Consider the following 22,339-nt stretch of genomic DNA (forward strand, 5'->3'; position numbering starts at 1 on the left):
GTCGCTGAATGTCCGGTGATCCGGTGACGCGATCCTAGCAAGGAGCCTTATTCATTAATAATATTTAAAAGGCATGTTTATATTCCGCTATGGAATTGAACATCTTCCCTCCTACCGCAATCGCCCATACCCCAGAGCTTCCGCTTCTTGCTGATAGTCGAGAACGATTTGATAGTCGCTTTCGCTGGCCGGTAATACCTCATGCAGACCGAGGATGTCCCTGACTTCGGGCAATTCTTGCAACGTCGTATTCATCATCTGCCTCAGCGCCTCGGCCTGTTCATCGGTGACCGTCGCGACGGTGATATACGGCAAGGTCGGACTGAACGCACTTCGCGCAATGACCCGCAGGCCGGCCACTTCTTTTTCGGCGTGCCGTGCCAGATAGGCGAAGGTAACGCTGTCGATGGCCGCCAGGTCCGCTGTCCCTTCACGCAACCCGCGCAGGCTTTCGCGGTGGCTGCCGCTGGTACCGACACTGGCGAAGAACTGCCCTTCTTGATGCAGCGGCGCCAGCCGATGACGCAGCAGGTTCATGCCGCTGTTGGAGTCTTCGCCATTGATCACCCCACGACTGTCGCGAAAGGCCGGCAGGCTGCGCCGTGGATCATCGGTTCGACTCAGCAACAGGCTGCAATGGTCGCCGCCGTTAGCGTCCGGCAGCTCATAGCGAGGACGACCGACGACCCGGACCCGACCGCGCAACGCGGTCATTAGCGGATAGCCGCAGGTTTGGGTCAGCAGAAGGTGCGGGGACAGCCAGAGGTCCATCAGCGAAAGGCCCTCGGCGTTGCGGCGGGTGGCATCCAGTCGCTCGAGCATTCGCGTTAGCCAGCGCTCGTTGGCCTCGCGGATGGGTTCGGGGGCGACGTACATCAGTAGTTCAGCGAGGTGTTGTGTCATCGAAAATTTCCCGGCACCGAAATTCTCTGTGAGAGCGGGCTTGCTCGCGAAGGGGCCGGCACATCCAACATCATTGTTGTCAGGCCGATTGCATTCGCGGGCAAGCCCGCTCCCACAGGGTTATGTGGTGGTCATGCCTCAGTGGAATGGATGTCGCGGGCTATCGATCGCTTTCACCCCATTCTCCCGCCACAACTGCCCATAACCCTGCACCAGAAACCCGCCGCTGCGCGCCAGCCATTGCTCGCGACGCGCGCGGTAGGCGCGGGGCAAGTCGTACCAGGGCAGGCCCGGCAAGTCGTGATGCACCAAATGCAGATTGAGGTTGAGGAACAGCCAGCGCCACGGCCAGGCAGCTTCATTGATGACCGTCCTTTGCTCGGGCTCGGCGTGGGGGCGGTGTTCATAGTAGGAGCGAATCATGGCAATCGATAGCGCCGGCACGCTGATCAGCAACAGGTAATGCCACACCGGCAACACGCTGTAGCGGGCGATGATCAGCATCATCAGCAGGGTAATCGTGCCGTGGGTCAGCCACATCAACCAGGCCTGCCGCTTACCTGCTTTCAGACGCTGGCACTCTTCTCGAGCCAGAGCCAGCAAGGCCAGAGGTGCACCGAGGGCGAAGCGTCCGAGTACGGTTTTGTTCAGCCAGTGCAGGCCTTGTTCGAACAGCGAACTGTCCTGCCATTGCTCGGCGCTCAGGTAACGGCTTTCGGGATCGCGCCCCGGAAGGGTCAGGTCTTCATCGCGGTGATGCAGCAAATGGCTGTCGCGATACAAGGTGTAGGGATACCAGACGGCGAACGGCGCGTAGCCGAGGATCTTGTTCAGGGATGTCCAGCGGGTGGGGTGACCGTGAAGTAATTCGTGCTGCACCGACAACCAGAGCACCACCAACGGAACCAACAGCACGGTGCTCCACCACAGGCCCAACCAGCCACTGGCGAGCACGATGCTGAACCAGCCGACGTACACGCCGATCAGCAGCATCCAGGTCGGCCACTCGGTGCGAGCGGTCAGGCGTTGGCGCAGGGTTTCGATTTCTTCACGGTGGGCGGTATCGAAGTAATGGGGCATGGCGTTGCTCAGATCGGGGACCAGTCCCCTTCTGTGCAATGACGCAGGAAAATCTTGCAGATTATTTCAAGGAATCGTATGACGATCGTTCCCACGCTCTGCGTGGGAATGCCTCTAGGGACGCTCTGCGTCCAGTGACGCGGAGCGTCACGGGCTGCATTCCCACGCAGAGCGTGGGAACGATCAAGCGATCAATCAATGCGGGATCAATGACCGAACACATCCACCTTCTTGGCCTTCTTGTCCGCGCGCTTTTCATCGGCGGTTTTTGCCGGTTTTTTCTTTGCCGCTTTTTTTGAATCCATGCCTTTGGCCATGATACTTACTCCACTCATACGGGATGTGAGATCAGGTATACACCTATCGCTGCGCGCGCGTTCTTTTATAATCGCCCGCTTTGCGCACCGACAGTCGAAGACCATGCCCAACACCCAGTACACCTTGCTCGCCGAGCCTTTGTGGCCCTTGATGAACAAGTTTTATCGAGCTCACCAATCGTCGATGAAAGCGGTCCGCGACGCTCAACTCTGGGTGGCCAGGCGCGAGGAGATCATCGGCGCACTGTGTTTGCGACCGGTGGCGGACGGGCACTGGCTGACGGGTTTGTTCGTCGATCCAACTTGTCGTGAACAGGGCATCGCTGCGGCGTTGATCGCCGAGGCGCTCAAGGAGCTTGAAGGCCCGGTGTGGCTGTTTTGTCATCCGGACTTGCGCGGGTTTTATGAACGTCGCGGCTTTACCTTCGATCCGCCGCTGCCCTACTCCATGGTCGAACGCTTGAGCCGTTACGCACGCAGCAAACCGATGATCGCCATGGGCCTGAATCCGTTGGAGAGTTCGACTTGAGGTATTTTCGAATCAATCGTCTGCGTTCGGATCGAGATCCGGGAACATCACTTCGGTAAACCCGAACTTGCTGAAGTCGGTAATTCGCGAGGGGTATAACCGGCCGATCAGGTGATCGCATTCATGCTGCACCACCCGCGCGTGGAAACCTGAAGCGATGCGCACAATTGGCTGCCCTTTGGGGTCGAAACCTTCGTATCGAATGTGCTGATAGCGATCCACCGCGCCGCGCAGGCCTGGCACCGACAGGCAACCTTCAAAACCCTCTTCCAGCGTCGGGCTCAACGGCGTGATCAGCGGGTTGATCAGGATTGTCTGCGGCACCGCTTCGGCGTCTGGGTAACGTTCGCTGTGCTCGAAACCGAAGACCACCAGTTGCAGGTCGACCCCGATCTGCGGCGCAGCCAGGCCAACGCCCCCGACGCTTTCCATGGTCTGGAACATGTCGTCGATCAATTGCCACAGCTGCGGGCTGTCGAACATTTCGGCAGGCACCGGCGGGGCAATGCGCAGCAGGCGTTCATCGCCCATTTTGAGGATTTCACGGATCATTTGATGACTTCGTCATTGGTCGGCTTGATCGAGTGGTCCCGACCCAGTCCCGACACATGTTGTTTGGGTTCGTGGCTGTGCTCGCCGGGGAATTTTTCGCCATCATCCTTGCCCTCGGTCGACATGTGTTCGATCACGGCATTCATCTCCGCGCCGAGTAACAGCACCGCGGCGGAAATATAGAAGTACAGCAACAGCACGATGATCGCGCCGATACTGCCATACATGGCGTTGTAGTCGGCGAATGTTTTGACGTACAGACCGAAGCCTACCGATGCAAGGATCCACACCACCACCGCCAGCACCGAGCCCGGGGTGATAAAGCGAAACTCCTGTTTGACGTCGGGCATGACGTAGTAGATCAGCGCCACCGCCATCATCATCAGAATCACGACCACCGGCCAGCGCACGATAGTCCAAAGGGTCACGATGAAATCTTCGAGGCCGACTTGCGCGGCGATCCAACCCATCACCTGCGGCCCGAGCACCATCAGCGCAGCAGCGATCAAGAGCATGCCGGCGATGCCGATGGTGTAGAAAATCGACAGTGGGAAACGCTTCCACGCCGGCCGGCCTTCGACCACGTCGTAGGCGGCGTTCATCGCGCTCATCATCAGCCGCACACCGGCGGACGCGGTCCACAGGGCGATCACGATACCGACCGACAGCAAGCCACCCTTGGATTGCTGGAGCTGGTCGATGACCGGGTTCACCTGCTCCAGCGCCTGGGGCGGCAGGACCAGTTCCGATTGCAGGCGCAGCCAGGAGAAAAAATCAGGCAGGTGCAGGAAACCGATCAAGGCGATCAGGAACAGAATGAAGGGGAACAGCGAGAACAGCATTTGATAGGCCAGTGCCGAGGCATAGGTCGACATCTCGTCGTCGACGAATTCGGTGATCGTGCGCACCATGACACGGTGCAGGCGCTGACCTTTCATGTGTGGGAAAAACATTAGCGTCTCCTTTCGCCGCAAATTTGGTTGAAGTCGTGGCGACTCAGGGGCCGTTTTCTACATCAAAGTAGCCTACTTGGCGAATTTGAAACAAATTCCCTGTGCAAGTTCAGGCTGGCACAAAAACGGCCATCCGCGGATGGCCGTTTCTGCTGCTCATCAAAGGCCTGATCAGGCCTTGTCGATGCCTTTTTTAAGAGCATCCTTGGCTTTGCCGACCGCTTGCTGGGCTTCGCCTTTCCTTTCCTGAGCGACGCCTTCAGAGCGCATTTTTTCGTTACCGGTGGCCTTGCCGACGCCTTGCTTGACGTTGCCGGCGGCTTCGTTGGCCATGCCTTTTACTTTATCGCCAGTGCTGCCCATGGTGTTTCTCCTCTGAACAATTCAACGGAAAAGTCGTTACACAAGGATTGACCGGAAGCGTTTGCACGGAGTTTCATTTATTTTCACGGCGACATTTCATCGCTCAATGCAGGTTGGGCTTTATGTTTGCCGGCCAACCCCCGAGAATGCGCAACGTATTCAGGCCATGGCGCTGAAGATCCAATCCCGTAGGAATGCTATGAAACTCGATAAAAAGCAGGCCATTGCCCGCAGAAACCAGGAACTTGGCGGAGCTGTGCTTGGCGTCAACAACTGCCATTTCACCGAATTGAACCGCAATCGCAACATCTGGTGGTTCGATATTCCGGTCGCGCGCCTGGCCGTTGGTCAGTACGAGTGGGTTCACCTGCTGATGCACACCCCGGAAACCGACGAACTGCTGCATCTGAAAGTGCCGACGGTGTTCCTGCGCGAGAAGCTCGAAGGCCTGGTGGTGCGCAACGAAGGTAAACGCAAAGCGGCCCTGAGCCTGGAACTGAGCGCCGACAAGGACTCGTACCTCCAGGACATGCGCCCGGCGGGTACCAACGTCAATTTCGCGCAGTTCCGCCTGTAACAGCAATCCCTGTGGCGAGGGGGCTTGCCCCCGTTGGGCTGCGAAGCGGCCCCAAAACCAGCAACCCGGTTTCGTCAGATGTACCGCGCTCAACTGATTTACGACGGCTTCGCCGCCGAACGGGGGCAAGCCCCCTCGCCACAAGGGCACGTCTGATATCGCATTAAACAAAAAGCCCCGCATCTGCGGGGCTTTTTGTTGGTTATGCGCTGACCTTCTTCACGCCGAGCTTCTTCAGCTCTTCGTCGCGCAACTCGCGGCGCAGGATCTTGCCGACGTTGGTGGTCGGCAGCGCATCGCGGAATTCCACGGCTTTCGGCACTTTATAGCCGGTGACGTTGGCGCGCATGTGCTCCATCACCTGTTCCTTGGTCAGCGTCACGCCCGGTTTGGCGACGATGAAGATCTTGATCGCCTCGCCCGACTTCTCGTCCGGCACGCCGATGGCTGCGCATTGCAGCACGCCCGGCAGGGTCGCGAGCACGTCTTCCAGTTCGTTCGGGTACACGTTGAAACCGGAGACCAGAATCATGTCTTTCTTGCGATCGACGATGCGCATGTAACCGTCAGGCTGGATCAGCGCGATATCACCGGTCTTCAACCAGCCTTCGCTGTCGAGGATTTCATCGGTGGCGTCCTGACGCTGCCAGTAACCCTTCATCACTTGCGGACCTTTCACACACAACTCGCCGATTTCGCCTAACGGCTGTTCAACGCCGGCATCGTCGATGACTTTGCACAGGGTCGAGGGCACCGGAATGCCGATGGTGCCGATCTGGATGTTCTGGATTGGGTTGACGGTGGCCACCGGGCTGGTTTCGGTCATGCCGTAACCTTCGCAGATGGCGCAACCGGTGACCGCTTTCCAGCGCTCGGCGGCGGCCAGTTGCAGGGCCATGCCACCGGACAGGGTGACTTTCAGTGCAGAGAAATCCAGCTTACGGAAGGCTTCGTTGTTGCACAGGGCGACAAACAGCGTATTGAGCCCGACGAAACCGCTGAACTTCCACTTCGACAGTTCCTTGACCATCGCCGTCAAATCGCGCGGGTTGCTGATCAGGATGTTGTGGTTGCCGATCAGCATCATCGCCATGCAATGAAAGGTGAAGGCATAGATGTGGTACAGCGGCAGCGGCGTGATCAGGATCTCGCAACCTTCATGGAGGTTGGAACCCATCAGCGCCTTGCACTGCAGCATGTTCGCCACCAGGTTGCGATGGGTCAGCATCGCGCCCTTGGCCACGCCAGTGGTGCCGCCGGTGTATTGCAGCACGGCAACGTCGCTGCTGGCCGGGTTGGCTTCGGCGACTGGCTGGCCGTGGCCCTTGCTCAATACGTCGTTGAACTTGATGGCCTTGGGCAAGTGATACGCCGGGACCATCTTCTTCACGTATTTGATGACGCTGTTGACCAGCAGGCGCTTGAGCGGCGGCAGCAAGTCGGCCACTTCGGTGACGATCACGTGCTTGACGCCGGTTTTCGGCACGACGAGCTGGGCCAGGTGCGCCATGTTGGCCAGGCAGACCAGGGCTTTGGCACCGGAGTCGTTGAATTGGTGTTCCATTTCCCGCGCGGTGTACAGCGGGTTGGTGTTGACCACGATCAGCCCGGCGCGGATGGCACCGAAGACGGCGACCGGGTACTGCAACACGTTGGGCAGCTGCACGGCGATTCGATCGCCCGGCTGCAAGTCGGTATGCTGTTGCAGGTAAGCGGCAAAGGCACCGGACAATTCGTACAGTTCACCGTAGGTGATTGTCTTGCCCAGGTTGCTGAACGCCGGTTTGTTGGCAAAGCGTTGGCAGGACTGCTTCAACACCGCCTGAATATTCGGATACTCGTCTGGATTGATCTCGGCAGCAATCCCGGCAGGGTACTTATCCTTCCAAAAGTCTTCGATCATGGAAGCCCACTCCTCAGCAACGCGAATTCATCACCGCATTTGATGCGATTATTATTGGTGTGTGTTTTTTATTGGTGAATCTGGCTTTTATATAGGCCGAGAAGTCACAAAAGCGCGCCGAGAGTAGCAGCTTTGCCAAGGGCCGACTAGAGCCAAAAACCGCCTCTACAGTCACTTTAATGACTCAAGAATAGCAGGCGGTCATTTTAGAGCAAAAATCCTATACCGCCTTGAAAGCCTTGTAAAACCGGGCTTTTCGCCCTCTAAAAGCATCGCGGGCAAGCCCGCTCCCACAGGATCACCGAGAACCTTGTGGGAGCGTGGCTTGCCCGCGATCCGCGCGAAGCGCGGCCATTCAACGATCAGGCGATATCACGCAACTCCCGCCGCAAGATCTTGCCCACCGGCGTCATCGGCAACGACTCACGCAAGACGATGTGCTTGGGCACTTTGTACGCCGTGAAGTTTTCCTTGCAGTAAGCCTTCAGCTCTTCAAGACTGACCCCCGTTTCACGGGCCACCACAAACAGTTTCACCGCCTCCCCCGAACGCTCGTCCGGCACCCCGATCACCGCACAGTTGGCGACTTTCGGGTGAGCCATCACCACGTCTTCGATCTCATTCGGGTACACGTTGAAACCCGAGACGATGATCATGTCTTTCTTGCGATCGACGATGCGCACAAAACCGTCCGGGTCGATCACCGCGATGTCGCCGGACTTGAACCAGCCCTCGGCATCCAGCACTTCGGCGGTGGCTTCGGGTTTCTGCCAGTAACCCTTCATGATCTGCGGGCCCTTGATGCACAGTTCGCCGCGCTCGCCCAGCGCCTGCTCGACGCCTTCGTCGTTGATGACTTTCAGCGTGGTGCCCGGCACCGGCAGGCCGACCGTGCCGAGGCGCGACTTGTCGCCGTAGGGGTTGGTGCAGGCCACCGGCGAGGTTTCGGTCAGGCCGTAACCTTCGGTGATGCGGCAACCGGTGAGCTGTTCCCAACGCTCGGCCGTGGCCTTGACCAGCGCGGTGCCCCCGGAGTTGGTGAGTTTGAGGCTGGAGAAATCCAGGGTCTTGAAATCCGGGTGATCCATCAGCGCGACGAACAGCGTGTTGAGTCCCAAAAGGGCCGAGAACCGCCAGTTCTTCAGCTCCTTGATGAAGCCCTTGATGTCGCGTGGATTGGTGATCAGCACGTTGTGGTTGCCCGAAACCATCATGCACATGCAATTCGCGGTGAACGCATAGATGTGGTACAGCGGCAGCGGCGCGACCATCACCTCTTGCCCTTCGCGCAACAGCGGCTGGCCGTCATTGCCGAACTGCTCCAGGCACGCCCGCACTTGCTGCATGTTGGCCACCAGGTTGCCGTGGGTCAGCATCGCGCCCTTGGCCAGGCCGGTGGTGCCGCCGGTGTATTGCAGCACGGCGATGTCGTCGAGCCCGATCTTCAGTGGCTTGATACCCAAGCCCCGGCCCAGGCGCAGCGCGCTCTTGAAGGAAGTGGCCTGCGGCAAGGAGTACGCCGGCACCATCTTCTTGACCTTGCTCACCAGTGTATTGACCAGCCAGCCCTTGGCGGTAGGCATCAGGTCGCCCATCTTCGCTTCGATCAGGTACTGGATGTCGGTGTCGGGCAGCACTTCCTGGACTTTCTGCCCGAACATGTTCAGGTACACCAACGCCCGGGCACCGGAGTCCTTGAACTGGTGACGCATCTCCCGCGCGGTGTACAGCGGGTTGGTATTGACCACGATCAGCCCGGCTCGCAGGGCTCCAAACACGGCAATCGGGTAATGCAGGACGTTGGGCATCTGCACCGCAATGCGATCCCCCGGCACCAGGTCGGTGTGGGCTTGCAGGTAACCGGCGAACGCTGCGCTGTAGCGTTCCAGTTCGGCGTAGGTCAGGGTTACGCCCATGTTGCTGAATGCCGGGCGGTCAGCAAATTTCTTGCAGGAACGCTCGAACACCTCGATCACCGACTTGTAGGCCCCTTGATCGATGTCCAGGGGCACGCCGGCCGGGCGTTTGTCATTCCAGAAATCAGGTTGCATTGTTCTTGTCCTCTTTACCTGAACCTATCCGGGGCCGCTTTTCTGCCCTTCTTAAAAACAAAGAGCGAAAAAGCGGGACTCCACGGACACTAGCAGCTATGGCGAATCAGGCAAATATGCGCACGGTCGACATTGATCGTGTGAATCTTGCTGCCGTGGCGTGGCCTGATCAGACGCCAGCGACGGGATGCGCTATACACTGTTTCGACCCTGAGCAAAGGAATCGCCATGATCCACGACACTTTCTGGCTGACCGCGAGTGACCGCAGCCGCCTCTTCGTCAACCAGTGGCTACCCGCCGCACCTTTAAAAGCCGTGATCCTGCTGGCCCACGGCATGGCGGAACACAGTGGCCGCTATGTGCGTCTGGCGGAAAAACTCTGTGATCAGGGCTACGGCGTGTATGCACCTGATCTGCGTGGACATGGCAAAACTGCCGAAAACGGGACGCTCGGCCATTTCGCCGACGATGACGGTTGGTGCAAGGTGGTCGGCGACCTGGCGAGCCTCAACCAGCACATCGGCCAACAACATCCGGGAGTGCCGATTGTGCTGCTCGGTCACAGCATGGGCAGCTACATCGCCCAGGCCTATCTGCTGCACCACAGCGCCAGCCTGCACGGCGCTGTTCTCAGCGGGTCGAACTTCCAACCGGTGGCGCTCTATCGCGCGGCGCGGCAGATTGCGCGGCTGGAACGTTTGCGTCAGGGCCCGAAGGGTCGCAGTGCGCTGATCGAATGGCTGTCGTTCGGTTCGTTCAACAAGAAATTCAAACCGGTGCGCACGCGGTTCGACTGGCTCAGCCGCGACCCGGCAGAGGTCGACCTGTACGCCAATGACCCACTCTGCGGCTTTCGCTGCACCAATCAGCTGTGGATCGATTTGCTCGGTGGGTTGCAGCAAATCAGCAAAGCGTCCAATCTCGCTCAGATTGATCCGGGCCTGCCGTTGCTGGTCATCGGCGGTGAATGTGATCCGGTCAGCGATGGCAAGCGTCTGAAGGATCTGGCCCATGCGCTGCGCGCTGCCGGCAGCCAGAGCCTGCAACTGACTATTTACCCGCAGGCACGGCATGAACTGTTCAACGAGAGCAATCGCGATGAAGTGATCAATGACGTGTTGAACTGGATCGCCCAGGCGCTGAGCCACCGCCGGCCACCCAGATCGGAATAGTTTTTTTTTGAATTTATTTATTCGTGACAGGAATTGAAACAGATGACCCAGGTTACCAACACCCCTTACGAGGCCCTTGAAGTCGGCCAGACCGCCAGCTACAGCAAGACGGTCGAAGAGCGCGACATTCAGTTGTTCGCCGCGATGTCCGGCGATCACAACCCGGTGCACCTGGACGCTGAATTCGCCGCTGGCACCATGTTCAAGGAGCGCATCGCTCACGGGATGTTCAGCGGCGCGCTGATCAGCGCTGCCGTTGCCTGCGAGTTGCCTGGGCCGGGGACTATTTATATCGGTCAGCAAATGAGCTTTCAGAAGCCGGTGAAGATTGGCGACACGCTGACCGTGCGCCTGGAGATCCTCGAGAAGCTGCCCAAGTTTCGTGTGCGGATTGCCACTCGCGTGTTTAACCAGCGCGATGAGTTGGTAGTGGATGGCGAGGCGGAGATTCTGGCGCCGCGCAAGCAGCAGACCGTGACGTTGCCTGTCTTGCCGGCGATCAGCATTGGCTGATTGGGGGACCTGATCGTTGATCGTTCCCACGCTCCGCGTGGGAATGCAGCCCGGGACGCTCCGCGTCCCATCAACAGCCGAACGCAGAGCGTCCGTTGAGGCATTCCCACGCAGAGCGCGGGAACGATCAGCGGTTACCCTCCTGCACCTGCACGCTCGCCGTCATCCCCGAACTCAGATTCATCCCTTCCGGTAACTTATCAATCTTGATCCGCACCGGAATCCGCTGCGCCAGCCTGACCCAGTTAAACGTCGGTTCGACCTCGGCCAGCAACTGCCCGTCCGGCGTGGTGTTGCGATCGGTAATCCCGCGACTGATGCTTTCCACATGCCCTTGCAACCCCTCCCCCGCGCTCATCAACCAGATCTTCACCGGATCGCCCACACGAATCCGCGGCAGTTTGGTTTCCTCGAAATACGCTTGCACATAGAAAGTCGAGTCGTCGATCAACGCCATCACCGATTGCCCGGCATTCACGTAGTTGCCTTCGGCCAGGCGCAGGTTGGTGATGTGGCCATTGCGGGGCGCATGGACCTGACTGCGCGTGAGGTTGAGTTGTGCAACCTTGGCTTCGGCCTGGGCTTCACGCAGTTCGCCACGGGCAATGCCGGCATTGATTTGCGCGTTCTCGCGCAGCTCGGCACTGATCGCCTGCGGACCGAGGGCCGCTCGGCGGCTGGCTTCGTGTTCGCGCAGATTGAGTTGCTGCTGGCGGGTCTGCACCACCGCCTGGGCTTTCTCCAGCGCCGCTTCGAAACGATCGCGGTCGATGCTCAGCAACAAATCGCCGGCCTTGACCTGCTGGTTATCAAAAGCCTTGAGCTCACGCACCCAGCCCGAGACATCCGGCGCGATCACCACCACGTCGGCGCGGATCCGCGCATCCCGGGTCCAAGGCGTGAGCATGTAGTACTGCCACAAATGGAAGCCGGCAAAAATCGCCGCCGCCACCAGGCACAAGGTCACCGCGACACGTATCGGTGTGCGCATTTTCAACTCCTTATAAAGGTCCGAGGACGACAGTGATCAAGGTCAATACACAGACGTACAAGGCGCAATCAAACAATGCTTCGTGCCAGATCCAGCGGCCCACCGGCGTCAGGCGCAAGAGCATGCGCAAGGCTCCGGTGACGAGCAGCGCCAGCAGCACATAAATCAGAAACGGACTGAGCAGCACGCCACCCACCGACCACTCACGCAAGCCCATGGCTTTGCTCCTGTTGACGGCACCAGGCGCGCCAGCTGCTTTGCAATTGCAACACCGCGCCTTGGGCCAGTTTCACCGCATCGCTGGGGGGCAACGCGTACAAGGTCTTCAAGAATTCTTCGCTCGGTTGCGCCAACGCTTCGGCGCGACTGCCGGCCGGGCCTTGCTCGAGGATTTTTTCCAGCTGTTCGAGATAACGCCGCTGAGGCGCGCTGACCGGTGCCTGCGCCACCGCCAGGCTCAAACGCAAATGCAGCAATTCGTCGCCGATGTCCAGGCCGAGCAAACCATCGTCCCAGCGACTGCGCGACGGCTCCGGCAGCTCGGGATAGTGCCGCGCCAATTGCAGCAAACGGTCGGCCATGCGCCCGCCAAACCAGCTTTCGGCACCGCGCAGATTGCGCCGGGTCAGGCGCACCAGATCGGCAAGAGTCGCCGCCAGCAAACGCCGGCCATGCCATGTCGGATCGCGCAGGATCAACAGATGGAATGCCAGCACGGCGGCACCCACGCCGATCACGATGGATTGAGCGCTATTGAAGAACGTCGCGACATCGTAGTTCATCGCATTGAGCGGCGAGACCAGCACGATGAAGTGCAAACAAAATGAGGTGGCCGTCGCACCGATCTGCGGTTTGGCCATGCCCAGCGCGCCGAGGAACAACGGCACGCCCATGCCCATGCACAGCAAGGCAAAACCACTCCATTGCGGCAACAGAATCTGCCCGACGATAAACGCGGCCGGAATCGCCAGGAAGATCCCGCGCATAAAACTCATGCCTATCTGCGCGCCATTTTCGCGGCTGGCAAACAGGCTACACACCACGCACGTCAACAGCAGCGCGCCGGAGGCCGCGGGCCAGGCGGTCGCCAACCAGAAGCACGAGACCACCAGAAAGGCCAAGGCACTTCGGGCACCGAACATCAGCGCCAATGACAGATCGCGGTGTGGTGCCAGGGTTCTCGGTGGATCGTCCGCTTCCTTGCCCTCCTCGACGGCGTTCAACGCAGCGCTGGCCGCCATCGCGGTATCGAGCAACAAGGTGAAACGAGCCAGGCAGTAACTCTGCGCAGAACTGATGTGCGGGTCGTGGGAAGCGTCGAGCAACTTCGGACGCAGCGCTTGCAGGGTCGCGGTATCCGGGCTGTCGAGCGCCTCTTGAACCTCAGTCATCCAGGGCAACAGTTGCTCGGCTTCCTGAGGCTCCAATTGCTTCCACTGACGGCGCACCGAACGGGCGATACGCAGCAGCATCAACAGTTTTTGGCTCAAGCCGCTGATCGCCCGCGCTCGTTGGCGGCCCAGGCTTCCTTCAAACCAGGCATGCTCGCGCTGGGCGTCGACGGCGACGATCCTGCCGAGGATTTCCAGCAGGCCTTTACGCGCCTGACCATCACCGGCCAGGGTTGCACGCGCGGCGTTCATACCGCTTTGCCACGCTGCCCGCGCCTGATCCGCCAGTTGCCGTTCGACCCGCATCGGCCAGAGCAGCGCACTGGCGGCGGTGGCGCAAAGAATGCCCAGGCAGATTTCCGTACAGCGAGCCACGGCTTGATCGAACACCGTCAGCGGATGAGTAATGGCCGGCAACGCGATGATCGCCACTGTGTAACCGGCCAGCACGAACGAATAGGACCAGGCGCTGCGCAGCAAGGTCGAACTGGCCGTACACAGCCCCAGCCATAACGCCAAGGCCAACAAAAACAGCCAAGGCGTCTGGGCAAACAACCCCATGAACACCACGGACATGATCGTCCCGACCAGGGTCCCCAACAACCGAGCCAGGCCCTTCTGCACCACCATCCCGGACAAGGGCTGGGCGACGATGAATGCTGTCATCAATGCCCAGGCCGGTTGCTCCAGACCCCAGCGTAATGCCAGCCACAGCGCCAGGCCGCCGCCAATCAAGGTTTTGATCGCGAACTGTAAGGCGCGGCGGTCAGGCGCGAACAGAGCCTGCAAGGTGATAGGCACGTAAAGAACTCTTGGAAAAAGGCGATTTAACGATAGTCGGGATCGGGTTCAGTCACTTGATAAACAAATTATTAGCTAGCTAACTAACACGCGTCCAGTGCTAATTCCCGGACACAAAAAAAACGCCAGACTGGCTGGCGTTTTTGACAGGCAACGATCGCTTACGAGCGTGCGCGCGCCTGGTTACGCAGGGCTTTTACCTGATCGTGATTGCGTTGCACGCCGTGGTACTGACGTTCAACCAGGTCACGAATGCCCACCAGGTTGTATTTGTTGATTTTTTCGATAGCTTCTTTGTAAGCCTTCAGTGCATGGTCTTCACCCCGTTCGGCTTCGTTCAGCACGGCTTCTTCATCTTTGCCGGTGAACATCGCTTTCACGTCGACCCAGCGACGGTGCATATCACCACTGACGCTGGTGGACGTTTCCGGATCGCCGCCTAGCGAACGTACCTGGGCTTGCAGTTCGGAAGCCGCAGTGGCGCAGTCGGCGGAACGCTGCATGAACAGGGTTTTCAGCTCTGGGTGTTTGATGTCTTCAGCGCAAGTCTTGAACCCTTCCTGACCGTCTTTGCAGGTTTCAATCAGGTCGTTGAGTACAGATATGGCTTCTTTATTCATGTCGGTCATTTTCAGTTCCTCGCGGGTTGATGAGAGATGCAATAGCTGTTGCACCCTGCATGCCAGCTTTGAATTGATCACTTATTACTTATATTTCAAACACTTATCTTTTTATGCCAGATCGTTATCCGCTTTTTTTGCATGATCTGTCATTTGGCCTGCATGCAGAATGCCTGTATTTTCCAGACTGTTTTAATCAAGACGACTTTTTGATGAATCCTGAAAAACTCGAACTGTTGATTACCCGTGAAATGCCCTTCGGCAAATACAAGGGCCGGATCATTGCCGACCTCCCGGGCCAATACCTGAACTGGTTCGCTCGCGAAGGTTTCCCCCATGGTGAACTCGGCGGTTTGCTGGCCTTGATGCAAGAAATCGATCATAACGGTCTGTCGGAGTTGCTCGAGCCGCTGCGCGCCAAACATGGCAAACCCGCCCCTCGCCATTGACCCGACACCCAGACCTGGCCCCTGATTGAGTAGCCCATGCCCGATAACACTCGCCGCGCCCGTGATGAAGCCTTCTGGCGAACCTTTGCCGACCGATACGCGGTTGAACCCGGCCCGGTCAACCTCGAAAACGGGTACTTCGGGCGCATGTCGCGCACGGTGGTCGAGGAATACCAGCGCAACATCGAACTGATCAATCGCAGCAACTCGGTGTATGTGCGACAACGCTTCGAACAGGGCGAAAGCCTTGAGATCCGAGCACAGCTCGCCGATCTGGTGGGCGTACCCGCCGACACCGTCGCCCTCACCCGCAACGCTTCGGACGGTCTGCAATCGCTGATCCGCAACTACAACCGTCTGAGCCCGGGCGATCAGGTGCTGATAGGCGATCTGGAATACGACACGGTCAAAGGGGCCATGCGCTGGCTGGCTCGTCATCGCGGTGTCGAAGTGATCGAAATCGAACACTCGCACCCCGCCAGTTTCGACAGCTTGCTGGCCACTTACCGCGAAGCCTTCGTGCGTTATCCGCGACTCAAACTGATGGCCCTGACTCACGTCACTCACCGTACCGGGCTGGTGATGCCGGTGCAGGCGATTGCCGCCGCCGCCAAAGAACACGGTATCGACGTGATCCTTGACGGTGCCCATGCACTCGGCCAGCTCCAGTTCAATCTTGACGATCTCGGCATCGCGTTCGCCGGTTTCAACCTGCACAAATGGATCGGTGCGCCGCTGACCCTGGGCTTCATTTACATTGCCCCGGAACGCCTGGCCGACATCGACCCGGACATGGGCGAGATGCATTTCCCGGTCACCGACATTCGCGCCCGCACGCCGTACAGCACGCCCAACATCCCGGCGCTGCTGACCCTGCCGCTGGTGTTCGAGGAGCATCAGGCCATGGGCGGTTCCGCCGCAAAAGGCGCTCGGCTCAATTACCTGCGCAACCGCTGGGTGAGCGCGGTGCGCGAGTTGCCGGGGATCGAAGTCATGACCCCGGACGACCCGCGACTGTATTGCGGCATCACTTCAATGCGCTTTACCCGGCATGCCGATCAACAGGTAATGGTCGAGCGGCTGCTCAAGGACTTCAACCTGTTTACCGTGGCGCGCAGTGGTGCCGCGAGCGGTCCGTGCATTCGCATAACCCCGGGGCTTACCACCACGGCTGCAGACATGGATTTGCTGGCCCGGGCGCTGACCGAACTGCGCTGACGTCACACGGTATGTTTGTCGAAGTCCTCGGGCTTGATCTGCGTCGATACCGCGAAGGTGTCGATGCCGATGGTCGTGTGCCCGAAGTAGCCGTCTTTGTTCGAATCTCGACTCAGGGTGTGAACGTTCAAGGTCGACGCTTCGCCGCCCATGTTTTCATAGAAAAAGTCTTGGTCGTTGGTCAGTGGCGAAACGGCTCGACCGCGGTACTCCTTGGCGTTGAGTACCGAGCGCGAGGCCACTTCGGGAAAGTAGAGCTGACCAACCCAGGCGACATGCCGCTCTTCCAGGTAGTTGCTGCCTTCCATAATGCGTACCACCACGTGGATGTGCAGCGCACGGCCGGCGTAGAACCCCGGATAGATTGTGGTAAACCGCACGATGCCGTTCTTGTCGGTAAATTGCCCGCCTCGCAGGTAAGTGTCGTCGTCGGTTCGCGGGATTGAGCCTATGTCGTCGACGTCGATTTCCGTGTCTGGATTGACCTTGCTCCAGCCCGAATACGCCCCGCGTGCGTTGCAATGCCAGATATCCACCAGCGCGTCAGTCACCGGTTGACCGGTCATGGCATCGACGATCGTCAGCCTCAGCACCAAGGGAATGCCATCCATCCCTTCGCTGATGTTTCGTCTGATCAGTTTCGCATTGCGGAAATAAGGACCGGCGATCTGTTCGGGTGACAGCAGGTAAACCGCGGGTTCTGGTGAAACCGGAGTGTTGTCTTCCATGACGCTCTCTCTTCCATAAGATGAACGCAGGTTAGGGCGGGACGAAACCCTATGTGCGGTAATTATTTATCGCACCGTACGGTTTTCACCGGGCAAAAAAAAACGGTGCACCGACCAAGCGCACCGTAAAGCCGTAGAACACACAACGAAGTGTTTGGTAAAAGCCGATCAGTCCAGCAGCGCCAGTGCCTCGGCGGTGCATTCCTGAATGCGGGCCCAGTCGCCGTTCTTGATCCACTCCGGATCAAGCATCCAGCTACCGCCCACGCACATCACGTTTTTCAACGCCATGTAGCTCTTGATGTTGGCCGGGCTGACACCGCCAGTCGGGCAGAATTTCACTTCGCCAAACGGGCCGCCGAGGGCTTTGATAGCCGCGACGCCGCCGCTGACTTCTGCCGGGAACAGCTTGAAGCGGCGATAACCCAGGCCGTAGCCTTCCATGATGCCGGAGGCGTTGCTGATGCCCGGCAACAGCGGAATCGGGCTGTTGACGCTGGCTTCGAGCAGGTCACGGGTGATGCCCGGCGTGACGATAAACTGCGAACCGGCCGCTTCGGCAGCCGCCAGCATATGGCGATCCAGCACAGTGCCGGCACCGGTCACCAGTTCCGGACGCTGCTCACGCAGAATCTGGATTGCCTTGAGGCCGAACTGTGAACGCAAGGTCACTTCCAGGGCCGTCAGGCCACCGGCCGCGAGGGCGTCGGCCAGCGGCAGGATGTCTTGCTCGCGAGCGATGGTAATCACCGGCAGGATCCGCGCCTTGGCGCAGAGACTGTCGATCAGGGCAACTTTGTCCGCCATGGAAACGGTCGGGGATGGGGTTGTCATAGCGGCTGTTCCTTGGCTCATGGGCACCAGTAAATCTCTAACATAGGTTGCAGAAACGCGCGAATCGGCATGGCGGCAACATCGTCACCGGCCAATGCGGCACTCAGGGTGGTCAGCTTGGACTGACCGGAAATCGATAGAACGGTGTGCTTGGCCGAAGCCAGCAGCGCACGGCTCATGGTCAAGCGCTGATGCGGCACGGTCGGCGCCAGCATCGGGTAGCAACGACGTGCGCCGTCGACTTTCAAGGCGTCGGCCAGGTTCGGGCTGTTCGGGAACAGCGAGGCGGTGTGACCGTCGTCGCCCATGCCGAGTATCAGCACGTCGATCGGCGGCAATTCCGCGAGCAAACGATCCGCCTGCTCGGCCGCCTGTTCAAGGTTGGCCGTGGCGCTGTACAGACTCAGGAACTGAGCCTTGGCCGCCGGGCCTTGCAGCAGATAACGCTTGAGCAGACCGGCATTGCTGTCGGCGTGTTCAACCGGTACCCAGCGCTCGTCGGCCAGGGTGACGACAACCTTGGACCAGTCCAGCGTCTGCTTGGCCAGGTGCTGGAAAAACGCCACCGGACTGCGTCCACCGGAAACCACCAGGGTCGCGGTGCCGCGCGCATCGATTGCGTCACTCAGTTGCTTGGCCACATTCAGCGCCAGGCCTTCGGCCAGCAACACCGGGCTTTTGAACTTATGGGCGCTGACGCCCTGAGGCAGTTTCAATTCAGATATCGCCATACCACGACCTCCCATCCCGCGTGATCAGAGCAATGGAGCTCATCGGTCCCCAGGACCCGGCCGCGTACGGCTTGGGCGCATCACCGGATTTTTTCCACCCGGCGATCAACTGGTCACACCACTTCCACGCGGCTTCGATTTCATCTTTACGGACAAACAGGTTCTGATTGCCGCGCATCACTTCCAGCAACAACCGCTCGTAGGCATCGGGAATCCGTGCGCTACGCCAGGTGTCGGAAAAATTCAGCTGCAACGGACCGCTGCGCAGCTGCATGCCCTTGTCCAGGCCTTGTTCTTTGGTCATCACGCGCAAGGAAATGCCTTCGTCCGGTTGCAGGCGGATAATCAGCTTGTTGCTGATTTGCAGACGCTGCTCGGGGGCAAAAATGTAGTGCGACGGTTCCTTGAAGTGGATGACGATCTGCGACAGCTTCTGCGGCATGCGCTTGCCGGTACGCAGGTAAAACGGCACACCGGCCCAACGCCAGTTACGGATATCGGCACGCAACGCAACGAAAGTCTCGGTGTCGCTCTGGGTGTTGGAGTTCGGCTCTTCCAGGTAACCGGGAACCGATTTGCCTTCGCTGTGACCGGCGATGTACTGACCGCGCACGACCTGAGTGGTCAGGCCTTCCGGGCTGATCGGCGCCAGCGCCTTGAGCACTTTGACTTTCTCGTCGCGGATGCTGTCGGCGGACAGGTCGGCCGGCGGGTCCATGGCGATCAGGCAGAGCAGTTGCAGCAGGTGATTCTGGATCATGTCCCGCAGCTGGCCGGCCTTGTCGAAGTAACCCCAGCGACCTTCGATCCCGACCTTCTCCGCCACGGTGATTTCCACGTGGGAGATGTAATTTTGGTTCCACTGGGTTTCGAACAGGCTGTTGGCGAAACGCAGGGCGATCAGGTTCTGGACGGTTTCTTTGCCCAGGTAGTGGTCGATGCGGTAGGTGCGGTTCTCCGGGAAGAACTGTGCCACGGCGTCGTTGACCTTGCGCGAGGATTCCAGGTCCGAACCGATGGGTTTTTCCAGCACCACGCGGGTGTTTTCGGTCAGGCCGACCTTCGACAGGTTCTCGCAGATCGCGCCATAAACGGCGGCCGGTGTCGCGAAGTAGGCAATCACCCGTTGGGCGCTGCCAGCCATCTCGGCTAGGGCGACGTAATCGTCAGCCTTGAGGAAGTCGACGTGCAGGTAACTCAGGCGGGCCAGGAAGCGTTCGACCACGGCCTCGTCCAGCTCTTTGGCGCTGACGTAGCGGCGCAGCTCGGAGGCGATGAACGCCAAATGCTGCTGCTCGCTGCCCGGCTCACGGGCCAGCGCGATAATTCGCGTGTCCTCATGCAAGAGGCCTGCGCCATCGAGCTGATAAAGGGCAGGAAACAGCTTGCGCAGGGCTAGATCGCCGAGAGCGCCAAACAAGGCAAAGGTGCACGGTTCAACCGTAATCGAAGGCATGATGTTTGTTCTTTTATCAAGTTAAGCTACAAATACCTTTTTTCAAGGCATCACTCAAGGGAAAATGTAGTAATAACCACAACATTTTCGCAAAATACAGATTCCGAGTGGTGGACGGTCGGAGCCATCAGTAGGATAGGCCACCGTTACGGGCCCGATCAAAGTCCCAATTTGCATAGCCGGGGCCCTTATTTGCATTGCTCTCATGTTTGCGGAGCTAAGGAACATATATGGACCGCGTGCGAAATTTACTGGAACAGATCCAGAATCGCCTTGAAGACCTGAACAAGGCAGAACGCAAAGTCGCCGAAGTCATCCTGCTCAACCCAGAGCAGGCCACCCGGTTCAGCATCGCCGCCCTCGCCCAGGCCTCAAAGGTCAGCGAGCCGACGGTCAACCGTTTCTGCCGTTCGTTTGGCGTCAGCGGCTACCCGGAACTCAAGCTGCAATTGGCCCAGAGCCTGGCCAGTGGCGCGGCGTATGTCAGCCGTGCGGTGGAGGCCGACGACAATCCCGAGGCGTACACCAAAAAGATTTTCGGCAGCGCCATCGCCTCGCTGGACAGTGCGTTGCAGGCGCTTGACCCGAACCTGATCAGCCGCGCCGTCGACCTGTTGATCCAGGCCCGGCAGATCCACTTCTTCGGCCTCGGTGCCTCGGCCCCGGTGGCGCTGGATGCGCAGCACAAGTTCTTCCGCTTCAACCTGGCGGTTACCGCCCACGCAGACGTGCTGATGCAGCGCATGATTGCGTCGGTGGCGCACACCGGCGAGTTGTTCGTGATCATTTCCTACACCGGCCGCACCCGTGAACTGGTGGAAGTGGCGCGAATTGCCCGGGAAAACGGTGCTTCGGTATTGGGCCTGACGGCCGAGGGTTCGCCACTGGCCAAGGCCAGCACGCTGAGCCTGAATATTCCGCTGCCGGAAGACACCGACATCTATATGCCGATGACGTCGCGGATCATTCAGCTGACCGTGCTGGACGTGCTCGCCACCGGCATGACCTTGCGCCGAGGCGTGGATTTCCAGCCGCATTTGCGCAAGATCAAGGAAAGCCTGAATGCGAGTCGGTATCCGATTGGGGATGAATTCAACTAGCTCACTGATCGTTCCCACGCTCTGCGTGGGAATGCCTCTAGGGACGCTCCGCGTCCAGTGACGCGGAGCGTCACGGGATGCATTCCCACGCAGAGCGTGGGAACGATCATCACGCCCCAACCCGCGCCTGCAAACTCAAATGCGCCCTCTCCCCCGGCGCCAGGCTCAGGCTATCGGTCCCGCCACTCGCCGCTTCAACGCACACAAACTCGGAAATCTCATTCCAGCTCACGCCCAGCAACGGTCGCGAGCCCGGATGCCAAACCACCGTGTCCGCACTGTTGCCGGTATCGATGCACAACTCGCGCTGCCAGGCGTGGTCCTTGAGCTGTAATTCGCCGTCATGCTGGAACACACGCTGACAGCCACCCTCTACCCGCAATTCGCCTTCCTGATGACAAATCTGCCGATTCAACTGGTCGTAACCCTGGGCCCCGTCGAGGCCAGACAGCGCTACCTCACCGACGTCGCCAATACGCCAATACGCATGCAACGCCTGACTCAATTGGCACGGCAGGCTGTCCTGATGCTCGGTGCTCAGGCGCAAATCCATGCGTTCGCCCAAATGCGCGTGCAGGTCCACTTGCCAGTCGCACAACTGAAGTTGCCAGTGCAAGCGCACGCCGTCGTCATCGGTGCTGCTGTCCAGCAGCTTCCAGTCGATCAACCGTGCCCAGCCATGGGAAGGCCAGGCGTTTTCGCTCGGATGACGGCCATACCACGGCCAGCACACCGGAACGCCACCACGAATCGCACCCACCTGCGGCCACTTCGCCGCGCACCAGAGCCAGGGTTTCTGGCCCTTTGGCTGGAAGTGCAGCAACTGCGCACCCTGGCGACTGAACACCGCCTGACACAGCGAATGGTCGATCACCAGCACGTCGCGCTTCTGATAGCGCTCCCACGCAAACACCGGACGTTCGCGCAAGGATTTGAAGAAGCGTTGTAGCGGATGCTCATGCATGTGCCACGGTCCTGAAAATCATGGGTGTACTCACCATCTCTGAAAACAACAGCGCTTTTGTAGCCAGTGAATGTCTCTGTGGCGAGGGAGCTTGCTCCCGCTGGGCTGCGAAGCTGCCCTAAAACCATTCACTGCGGTGCTT

General features: G+C 59.3%; 23 protein-coding genes. 7 read left to right on the top strand and 16 right to left on the bottom strand.

Features of this window, described 5'->3' with window-relative positions; translation table 11 throughout:
* Positions 1–111 precede the first annotated feature (111 nt).
* Both PFAS1_RS04660 and PFAS1_RS04665 read right to left on the bottom strand, forming a co-directional pair.
* A complete protein-coding gene (locus tag PFAS1_RS04660; protein WP_076028364.1) occupies positions 112–903 on the bottom strand; it encodes a phosphate/phosphite/phosphonate ABC transporter substrate-binding protein in 792 nt (263 codons plus the stop codon).
* A gap of 138 nt (positions 904–1,041) precedes the next feature.
* Positions 1,042–1,983 (bottom strand): fatty acid desaturase, encoded by a 942-nt coding sequence (locus tag PFAS1_RS04665; RefSeq protein ID WP_076028365.1) that lies wholly within the window; start codon positions 1,981–1,983, stop codon positions 1,042–1,044.
* A 420-nt stretch (positions 1,984–2,403) separates the two neighbouring features.
* Here PFAS1_RS04665 and PFAS1_RS04670 point away from each other — a divergent pair, with 420 nt between their 5' ends.
* The gene (locus tag PFAS1_RS04670) at positions 2,404–2,829 is read left to right on the top strand and encodes a GNAT family N-acetyltransferase (RefSeq protein ID WP_076028366.1); all 426 of its coding nucleotides are present in this window, start codon (positions 2,404–2,406) and stop codon (positions 2,827–2,829) included.
* Between the two features lie 12 nt (positions 2,830–2,841).
* Here PFAS1_RS04670 and def read toward each other — a convergent pair whose 3' ends face one another.
* From def to PFAS1_RS04685, 3 genes are all read right to left on the bottom strand, one after another.
* A complete protein-coding gene (def, locus tag PFAS1_RS04675; RefSeq protein ID WP_076028367.1) occupies positions 2,842–3,381 on the bottom strand; it encodes a peptide deformylase in 540 nt (179 codons plus the stop codon).
* Positions 3,378–4,334, bottom strand: a complete 957-nt coding sequence (locus PFAS1_RS04680; protein WP_076028368.1) for a YihY/virulence factor BrkB family protein — start codon at positions 4,332–4,334, stop codon at positions 3,378–3,380. The genes def and PFAS1_RS04680 overlap by 4 nt, the downstream gene beginning before the upstream one ends.
* A 171-nt stretch (positions 4,335–4,505) precedes the next feature.
* The gene (locus PFAS1_RS04685) at positions 4,506–4,697 is read right to left on the bottom strand and encodes a CsbD family protein (RefSeq protein ID WP_076028369.1); all 192 of its coding nucleotides are present in this window, start codon (positions 4,695–4,697) and stop codon (positions 4,506–4,508) included.
* Positions 4,698–4,896: 199 nt separating this feature from the next.
* On the opposite strand from PFAS1_RS04685, the gene PFAS1_RS04690 reads away from it, so the two are divergent.
* The gene (locus PFAS1_RS04690) at positions 4,897–5,274 is read left to right on the top strand and encodes a hypothetical protein (protein ID WP_076028370.1); all 378 of its coding nucleotides are present in this window, start codon (positions 4,897–4,899) and stop codon (positions 5,272–5,274) included.
* Between the two features lie 202 nt (positions 5,275–5,476).
* On the opposite strand, the gene fadD1 is transcribed toward PFAS1_RS04690, so the two are convergent.
* Positions 5,477–7,177 carry a long-chain-fatty-acid--CoA ligase FadD1 gene (gene fadD1 / locus PFAS1_RS04695; protein ID WP_074879350.1) on the bottom strand — a complete coding sequence of 567 codons (1,701 nt, stop codon included), beginning with the start codon at positions 7,175–7,177 and terminating at the stop codon, positions 5,477–5,479.
* Between the two features lie 362 nt (positions 7,178–7,539).
* On the bottom strand, positions 7,540–9,228 hold the full coding sequence (gene fadD2 / locus PFAS1_RS04700) for a long-chain-fatty-acid--CoA ligase FadD2 (RefSeq protein ID WP_076028371.1): 1,689 nt from the start codon (positions 9,226–9,228) through the stop codon (positions 7,540–7,542).
* 228 nt (positions 9,229–9,456) lie between these two features.
* Between fadD2 and PFAS1_RS04705 the strand changes: the two genes are divergently transcribed.
* Entirely contained in the window at positions 9,457–10,401 is a 945-nt protein-coding gene (locus PFAS1_RS04705; protein WP_076028372.1) for an alpha/beta hydrolase, read from the top strand.
* 42 nt (positions 10,402–10,443) lie between these two features.
* Positions 10,444–10,914, top strand: a complete 471-nt coding sequence (locus tag PFAS1_RS04710; RefSeq protein WP_054044906.1) for a MaoC family dehydratase — start codon at positions 10,444–10,446, stop codon at positions 10,912–10,914.
* Positions 10,915–11,041: 127 nt separating this feature from the next.
* Here PFAS1_RS04710 and PFAS1_RS04715 read toward each other — a convergent pair whose 3' ends face one another.
* From PFAS1_RS04715 to PFAS1_RS04730, 4 genes are all read right to left on the bottom strand, one after another.
* Positions 11,042–11,905: an efflux RND transporter periplasmic adaptor subunit gene (locus tag PFAS1_RS04715; RefSeq protein WP_074879359.1), complete on the bottom strand. Its 864-nt coding sequence runs from the start codon at positions 11,903–11,905 to the stop codon at positions 11,042–11,044.
* 10 nt (positions 11,906–11,915) lie between these two features.
* Positions 11,916–12,122 (bottom strand): DUF1656 domain-containing protein, encoded by a 207-nt coding sequence (locus PFAS1_RS04720; protein WP_008151119.1) that lies wholly within the window; start codon positions 12,120–12,122, stop codon positions 11,916–11,918.
* A complete protein-coding gene (locus tag PFAS1_RS04725) occupies positions 12,109–14,097 on the bottom strand; it encodes an FUSC family protein (protein ID WP_076028373.1) in 1,989 nt (662 codons plus the stop codon). Before PFAS1_RS04725 ends, PFAS1_RS04720 begins: the two co-directional genes overlap by 14 nt.
* Before the next feature lie 161 nt (positions 14,098–14,258).
* The gene (locus PFAS1_RS04730) at positions 14,259–14,726 is read right to left on the bottom strand and encodes a ferritin-like domain-containing protein (protein ID WP_074879365.1); all 468 of its coding nucleotides are present in this window, start codon (positions 14,724–14,726) and stop codon (positions 14,259–14,261) included.
* A gap of 203 nt (positions 14,727–14,929) precedes the next feature.
* On the opposite strand from PFAS1_RS04730, the gene PFAS1_RS04735 reads away from it, so the two are divergent.
* Complete coding sequence (locus tag PFAS1_RS04735) at positions 14,930–15,166, top strand: DUF3820 family protein (protein WP_007949456.1); 237 nt, start codon at positions 14,930–14,932, stop codon at positions 15,164–15,166.
* Between the two features lie 36 nt (positions 15,167–15,202).
* Positions 15,203–16,384, top strand: a complete 1,182-nt coding sequence (locus tag PFAS1_RS04740) for an aminotransferase class V-fold PLP-dependent enzyme (RefSeq protein WP_076028374.1) — start codon at positions 15,203–15,205, stop codon at positions 16,382–16,384.
* 2 nt (positions 16,385–16,386) lie between these two features.
* On the opposite strand, the gene PFAS1_RS04745 is transcribed toward PFAS1_RS04740, so the two are convergent.
* From PFAS1_RS04745 to zwf, 4 genes are all read right to left on the bottom strand, one after another.
* Positions 16,387–17,112, bottom strand: coding sequence for an intradiol ring-cleavage dioxygenase (locus tag PFAS1_RS04745; RefSeq protein ID WP_076028375.1), 726 nt, complete (start codon positions 17,110–17,112; stop codon positions 16,387–16,389).
* Between the two features lie 168 nt (positions 17,113–17,280).
* Positions 17,281–17,946, bottom strand: a complete 666-nt coding sequence (locus PFAS1_RS04750; protein WP_076028376.1) for a bifunctional 4-hydroxy-2-oxoglutarate aldolase/2-dehydro-3-deoxy-phosphogluconate aldolase — start codon at positions 17,944–17,946, stop codon at positions 17,281–17,283.
* A 17-nt stretch (positions 17,947–17,963) separates the two neighbouring features.
* Complete coding sequence (gene pgl / locus PFAS1_RS04755) at positions 17,964–18,677, bottom strand: 6-phosphogluconolactonase (protein ID WP_076028377.1); 714 nt, start codon at positions 18,675–18,677, stop codon at positions 17,964–17,966.
* Positions 18,664–20,133: a glucose-6-phosphate dehydrogenase gene (gene zwf / locus PFAS1_RS04760; protein WP_076028378.1), complete on the bottom strand. Its 1,470-nt coding sequence runs from the start codon at positions 20,131–20,133 to the stop codon at positions 18,664–18,666. Before zwf ends, pgl begins: the two co-directional genes overlap by 14 nt.
* Before the next feature lie 239 nt (positions 20,134–20,372).
* On the opposite strand from zwf, the gene PFAS1_RS04765 reads away from it, so the two are divergent.
* Positions 20,373–21,233, top strand: a complete 861-nt coding sequence (locus PFAS1_RS04765; protein WP_173667542.1) for a MurR/RpiR family transcriptional regulator — start codon at positions 20,373–20,375, stop codon at positions 21,231–21,233.
* 109 nt (positions 21,234–21,342) lie between these two features.
* Here the strand turns inward: PFAS1_RS04765 and PFAS1_RS04770 are convergent, their stop codons facing one another.
* Positions 21,343–22,197, bottom strand: coding sequence for a D-hexose-6-phosphate mutarotase (locus PFAS1_RS04770; RefSeq protein WP_076028379.1), 855 nt, complete (start codon positions 22,195–22,197; stop codon positions 21,343–21,345).
* Positions 22,198–22,339 lie beyond the last annotated feature (142 nt).

The organism is Pseudomonas frederiksbergensis (assembly GCF_001952935.1).
Taxonomy (GTDB): Bacteria; Pseudomonadota; Gammaproteobacteria; order Pseudomonadales; family Pseudomonadaceae; genus Aquipseudomonas; species Aquipseudomonas frederiksbergensis.

Coding starts and splice junctions, on each gene's coding strand:
- PFAS1_RS04715 (WP_074879359.1), bottom strand. CDS start 11,905: ATGCGCACACCGATACGTGTCGCGGTGACCTTGTGCCTGGTGGCGGCG.
- PFAS1_RS04745 (WP_076028375.1), bottom strand. CDS start 17,112: ATGGAAGACAACACTCCGGTTTCACCAGAACCCGCGGTTTACCTGCTG.
- def (WP_076028367.1), bottom strand. CDS start 3,381: ATGATCCGTGAAATCCTCAAAATGGGCGATGAACGCCTGCTGCGCATT.
- PFAS1_RS04735 (WP_007949456.1), top strand. CDS start 14,930: ATGAATCCTGAAAAACTCGAACTGTTGATTACCCGTGAAATGCCCTTC.
- PFAS1_RS04690 (WP_076028370.1), top strand. CDS start 4,897: ATGAAACTCGATAAAAAGCAGGCCATTGCCCGCAGAAACCAGGAACTT.
- pgl (WP_076028377.1), bottom strand. CDS start 18,677: ATGGCGATATCTGAATTGAAACTGCCTCAGGGCGTCAGCGCCCATAAG.
- fadD1 (WP_074879350.1), bottom strand. CDS start 7,177: ATGATCGAAGACTTTTGGAAGGATAAGTACCCTGCCGGGATTGCTGCC.
- PFAS1_RS04660 (WP_076028364.1), bottom strand. CDS start 903: ATGACACAACACCTCGCTGAACTACTGATGTACGTCGCCCCCGAACCC.
- PFAS1_RS04730 (WP_074879365.1), bottom strand. CDS start 14,726: ATGACCGACATGAATAAAGAAGCCATATCTGTACTCAACGACCTGATT.
- PFAS1_RS04710 (WP_054044906.1), top strand. CDS start 10,444: ATGACCCAGGTTACCAACACCCCTTACGAGGCCCTTGAAGTCGGCCAG.
- PFAS1_RS04750 (WP_076028376.1), bottom strand. CDS start 17,946: ATGACAACCCCATCCCCGACCGTTTCCATGGCGGACAAAGTTGCCCTG.
- PFAS1_RS04670 (WP_076028366.1), top strand. CDS start 2,404: ATGCCCAACACCCAGTACACCTTGCTCGCCGAGCCTTTGTGGCCCTTG.
- PFAS1_RS04705 (WP_076028372.1), top strand. CDS start 9,457: ATGATCCACGACACTTTCTGGCTGACCGCGAGTGACCGCAGCCGCCTC.
- fadD2 (WP_076028371.1), bottom strand. CDS start 9,228: ATGCAACCTGATTTCTGGAATGACAAACGCCCGGCCGGCGTGCCCCTG.
- PFAS1_RS04770 (WP_076028379.1), bottom strand. CDS start 22,197: ATGCATGAGCATCCGCTACAACGCTTCTTCAAATCCTTGCGCGAACGT.
- zwf (WP_076028378.1), bottom strand. CDS start 20,133: ATGCCTTCGATTACGGTTGAACCGTGCACCTTTGCCTTGTTTGGCGCT.
- PFAS1_RS04720 (WP_008151119.1), bottom strand. CDS start 12,122: ATGGGCTTGCGTGAGTGGTCGGTGGGTGGCGTGCTGCTCAGTCCGTTT.
- PFAS1_RS04740 (WP_076028374.1), top strand. CDS start 15,203: ATGCCCGATAACACTCGCCGCGCCCGTGATGAAGCCTTCTGGCGAACC.
- PFAS1_RS04680 (WP_076028368.1), bottom strand. CDS start 4,334: ATGTTTTTCCCACACATGAAAGGTCAGCGCCTGCACCGTGTCATGGTG.
- PFAS1_RS04665 (WP_076028365.1), bottom strand. CDS start 1,983: ATGCCCCATTACTTCGATACCGCCCACCGTGAAGAAATCGAAACCCTG.
- PFAS1_RS04685 (WP_076028369.1), bottom strand. CDS start 4,697: ATGGGCAGCACTGGCGATAAAGTAAAAGGCATGGCCAACGAAGCCGCC.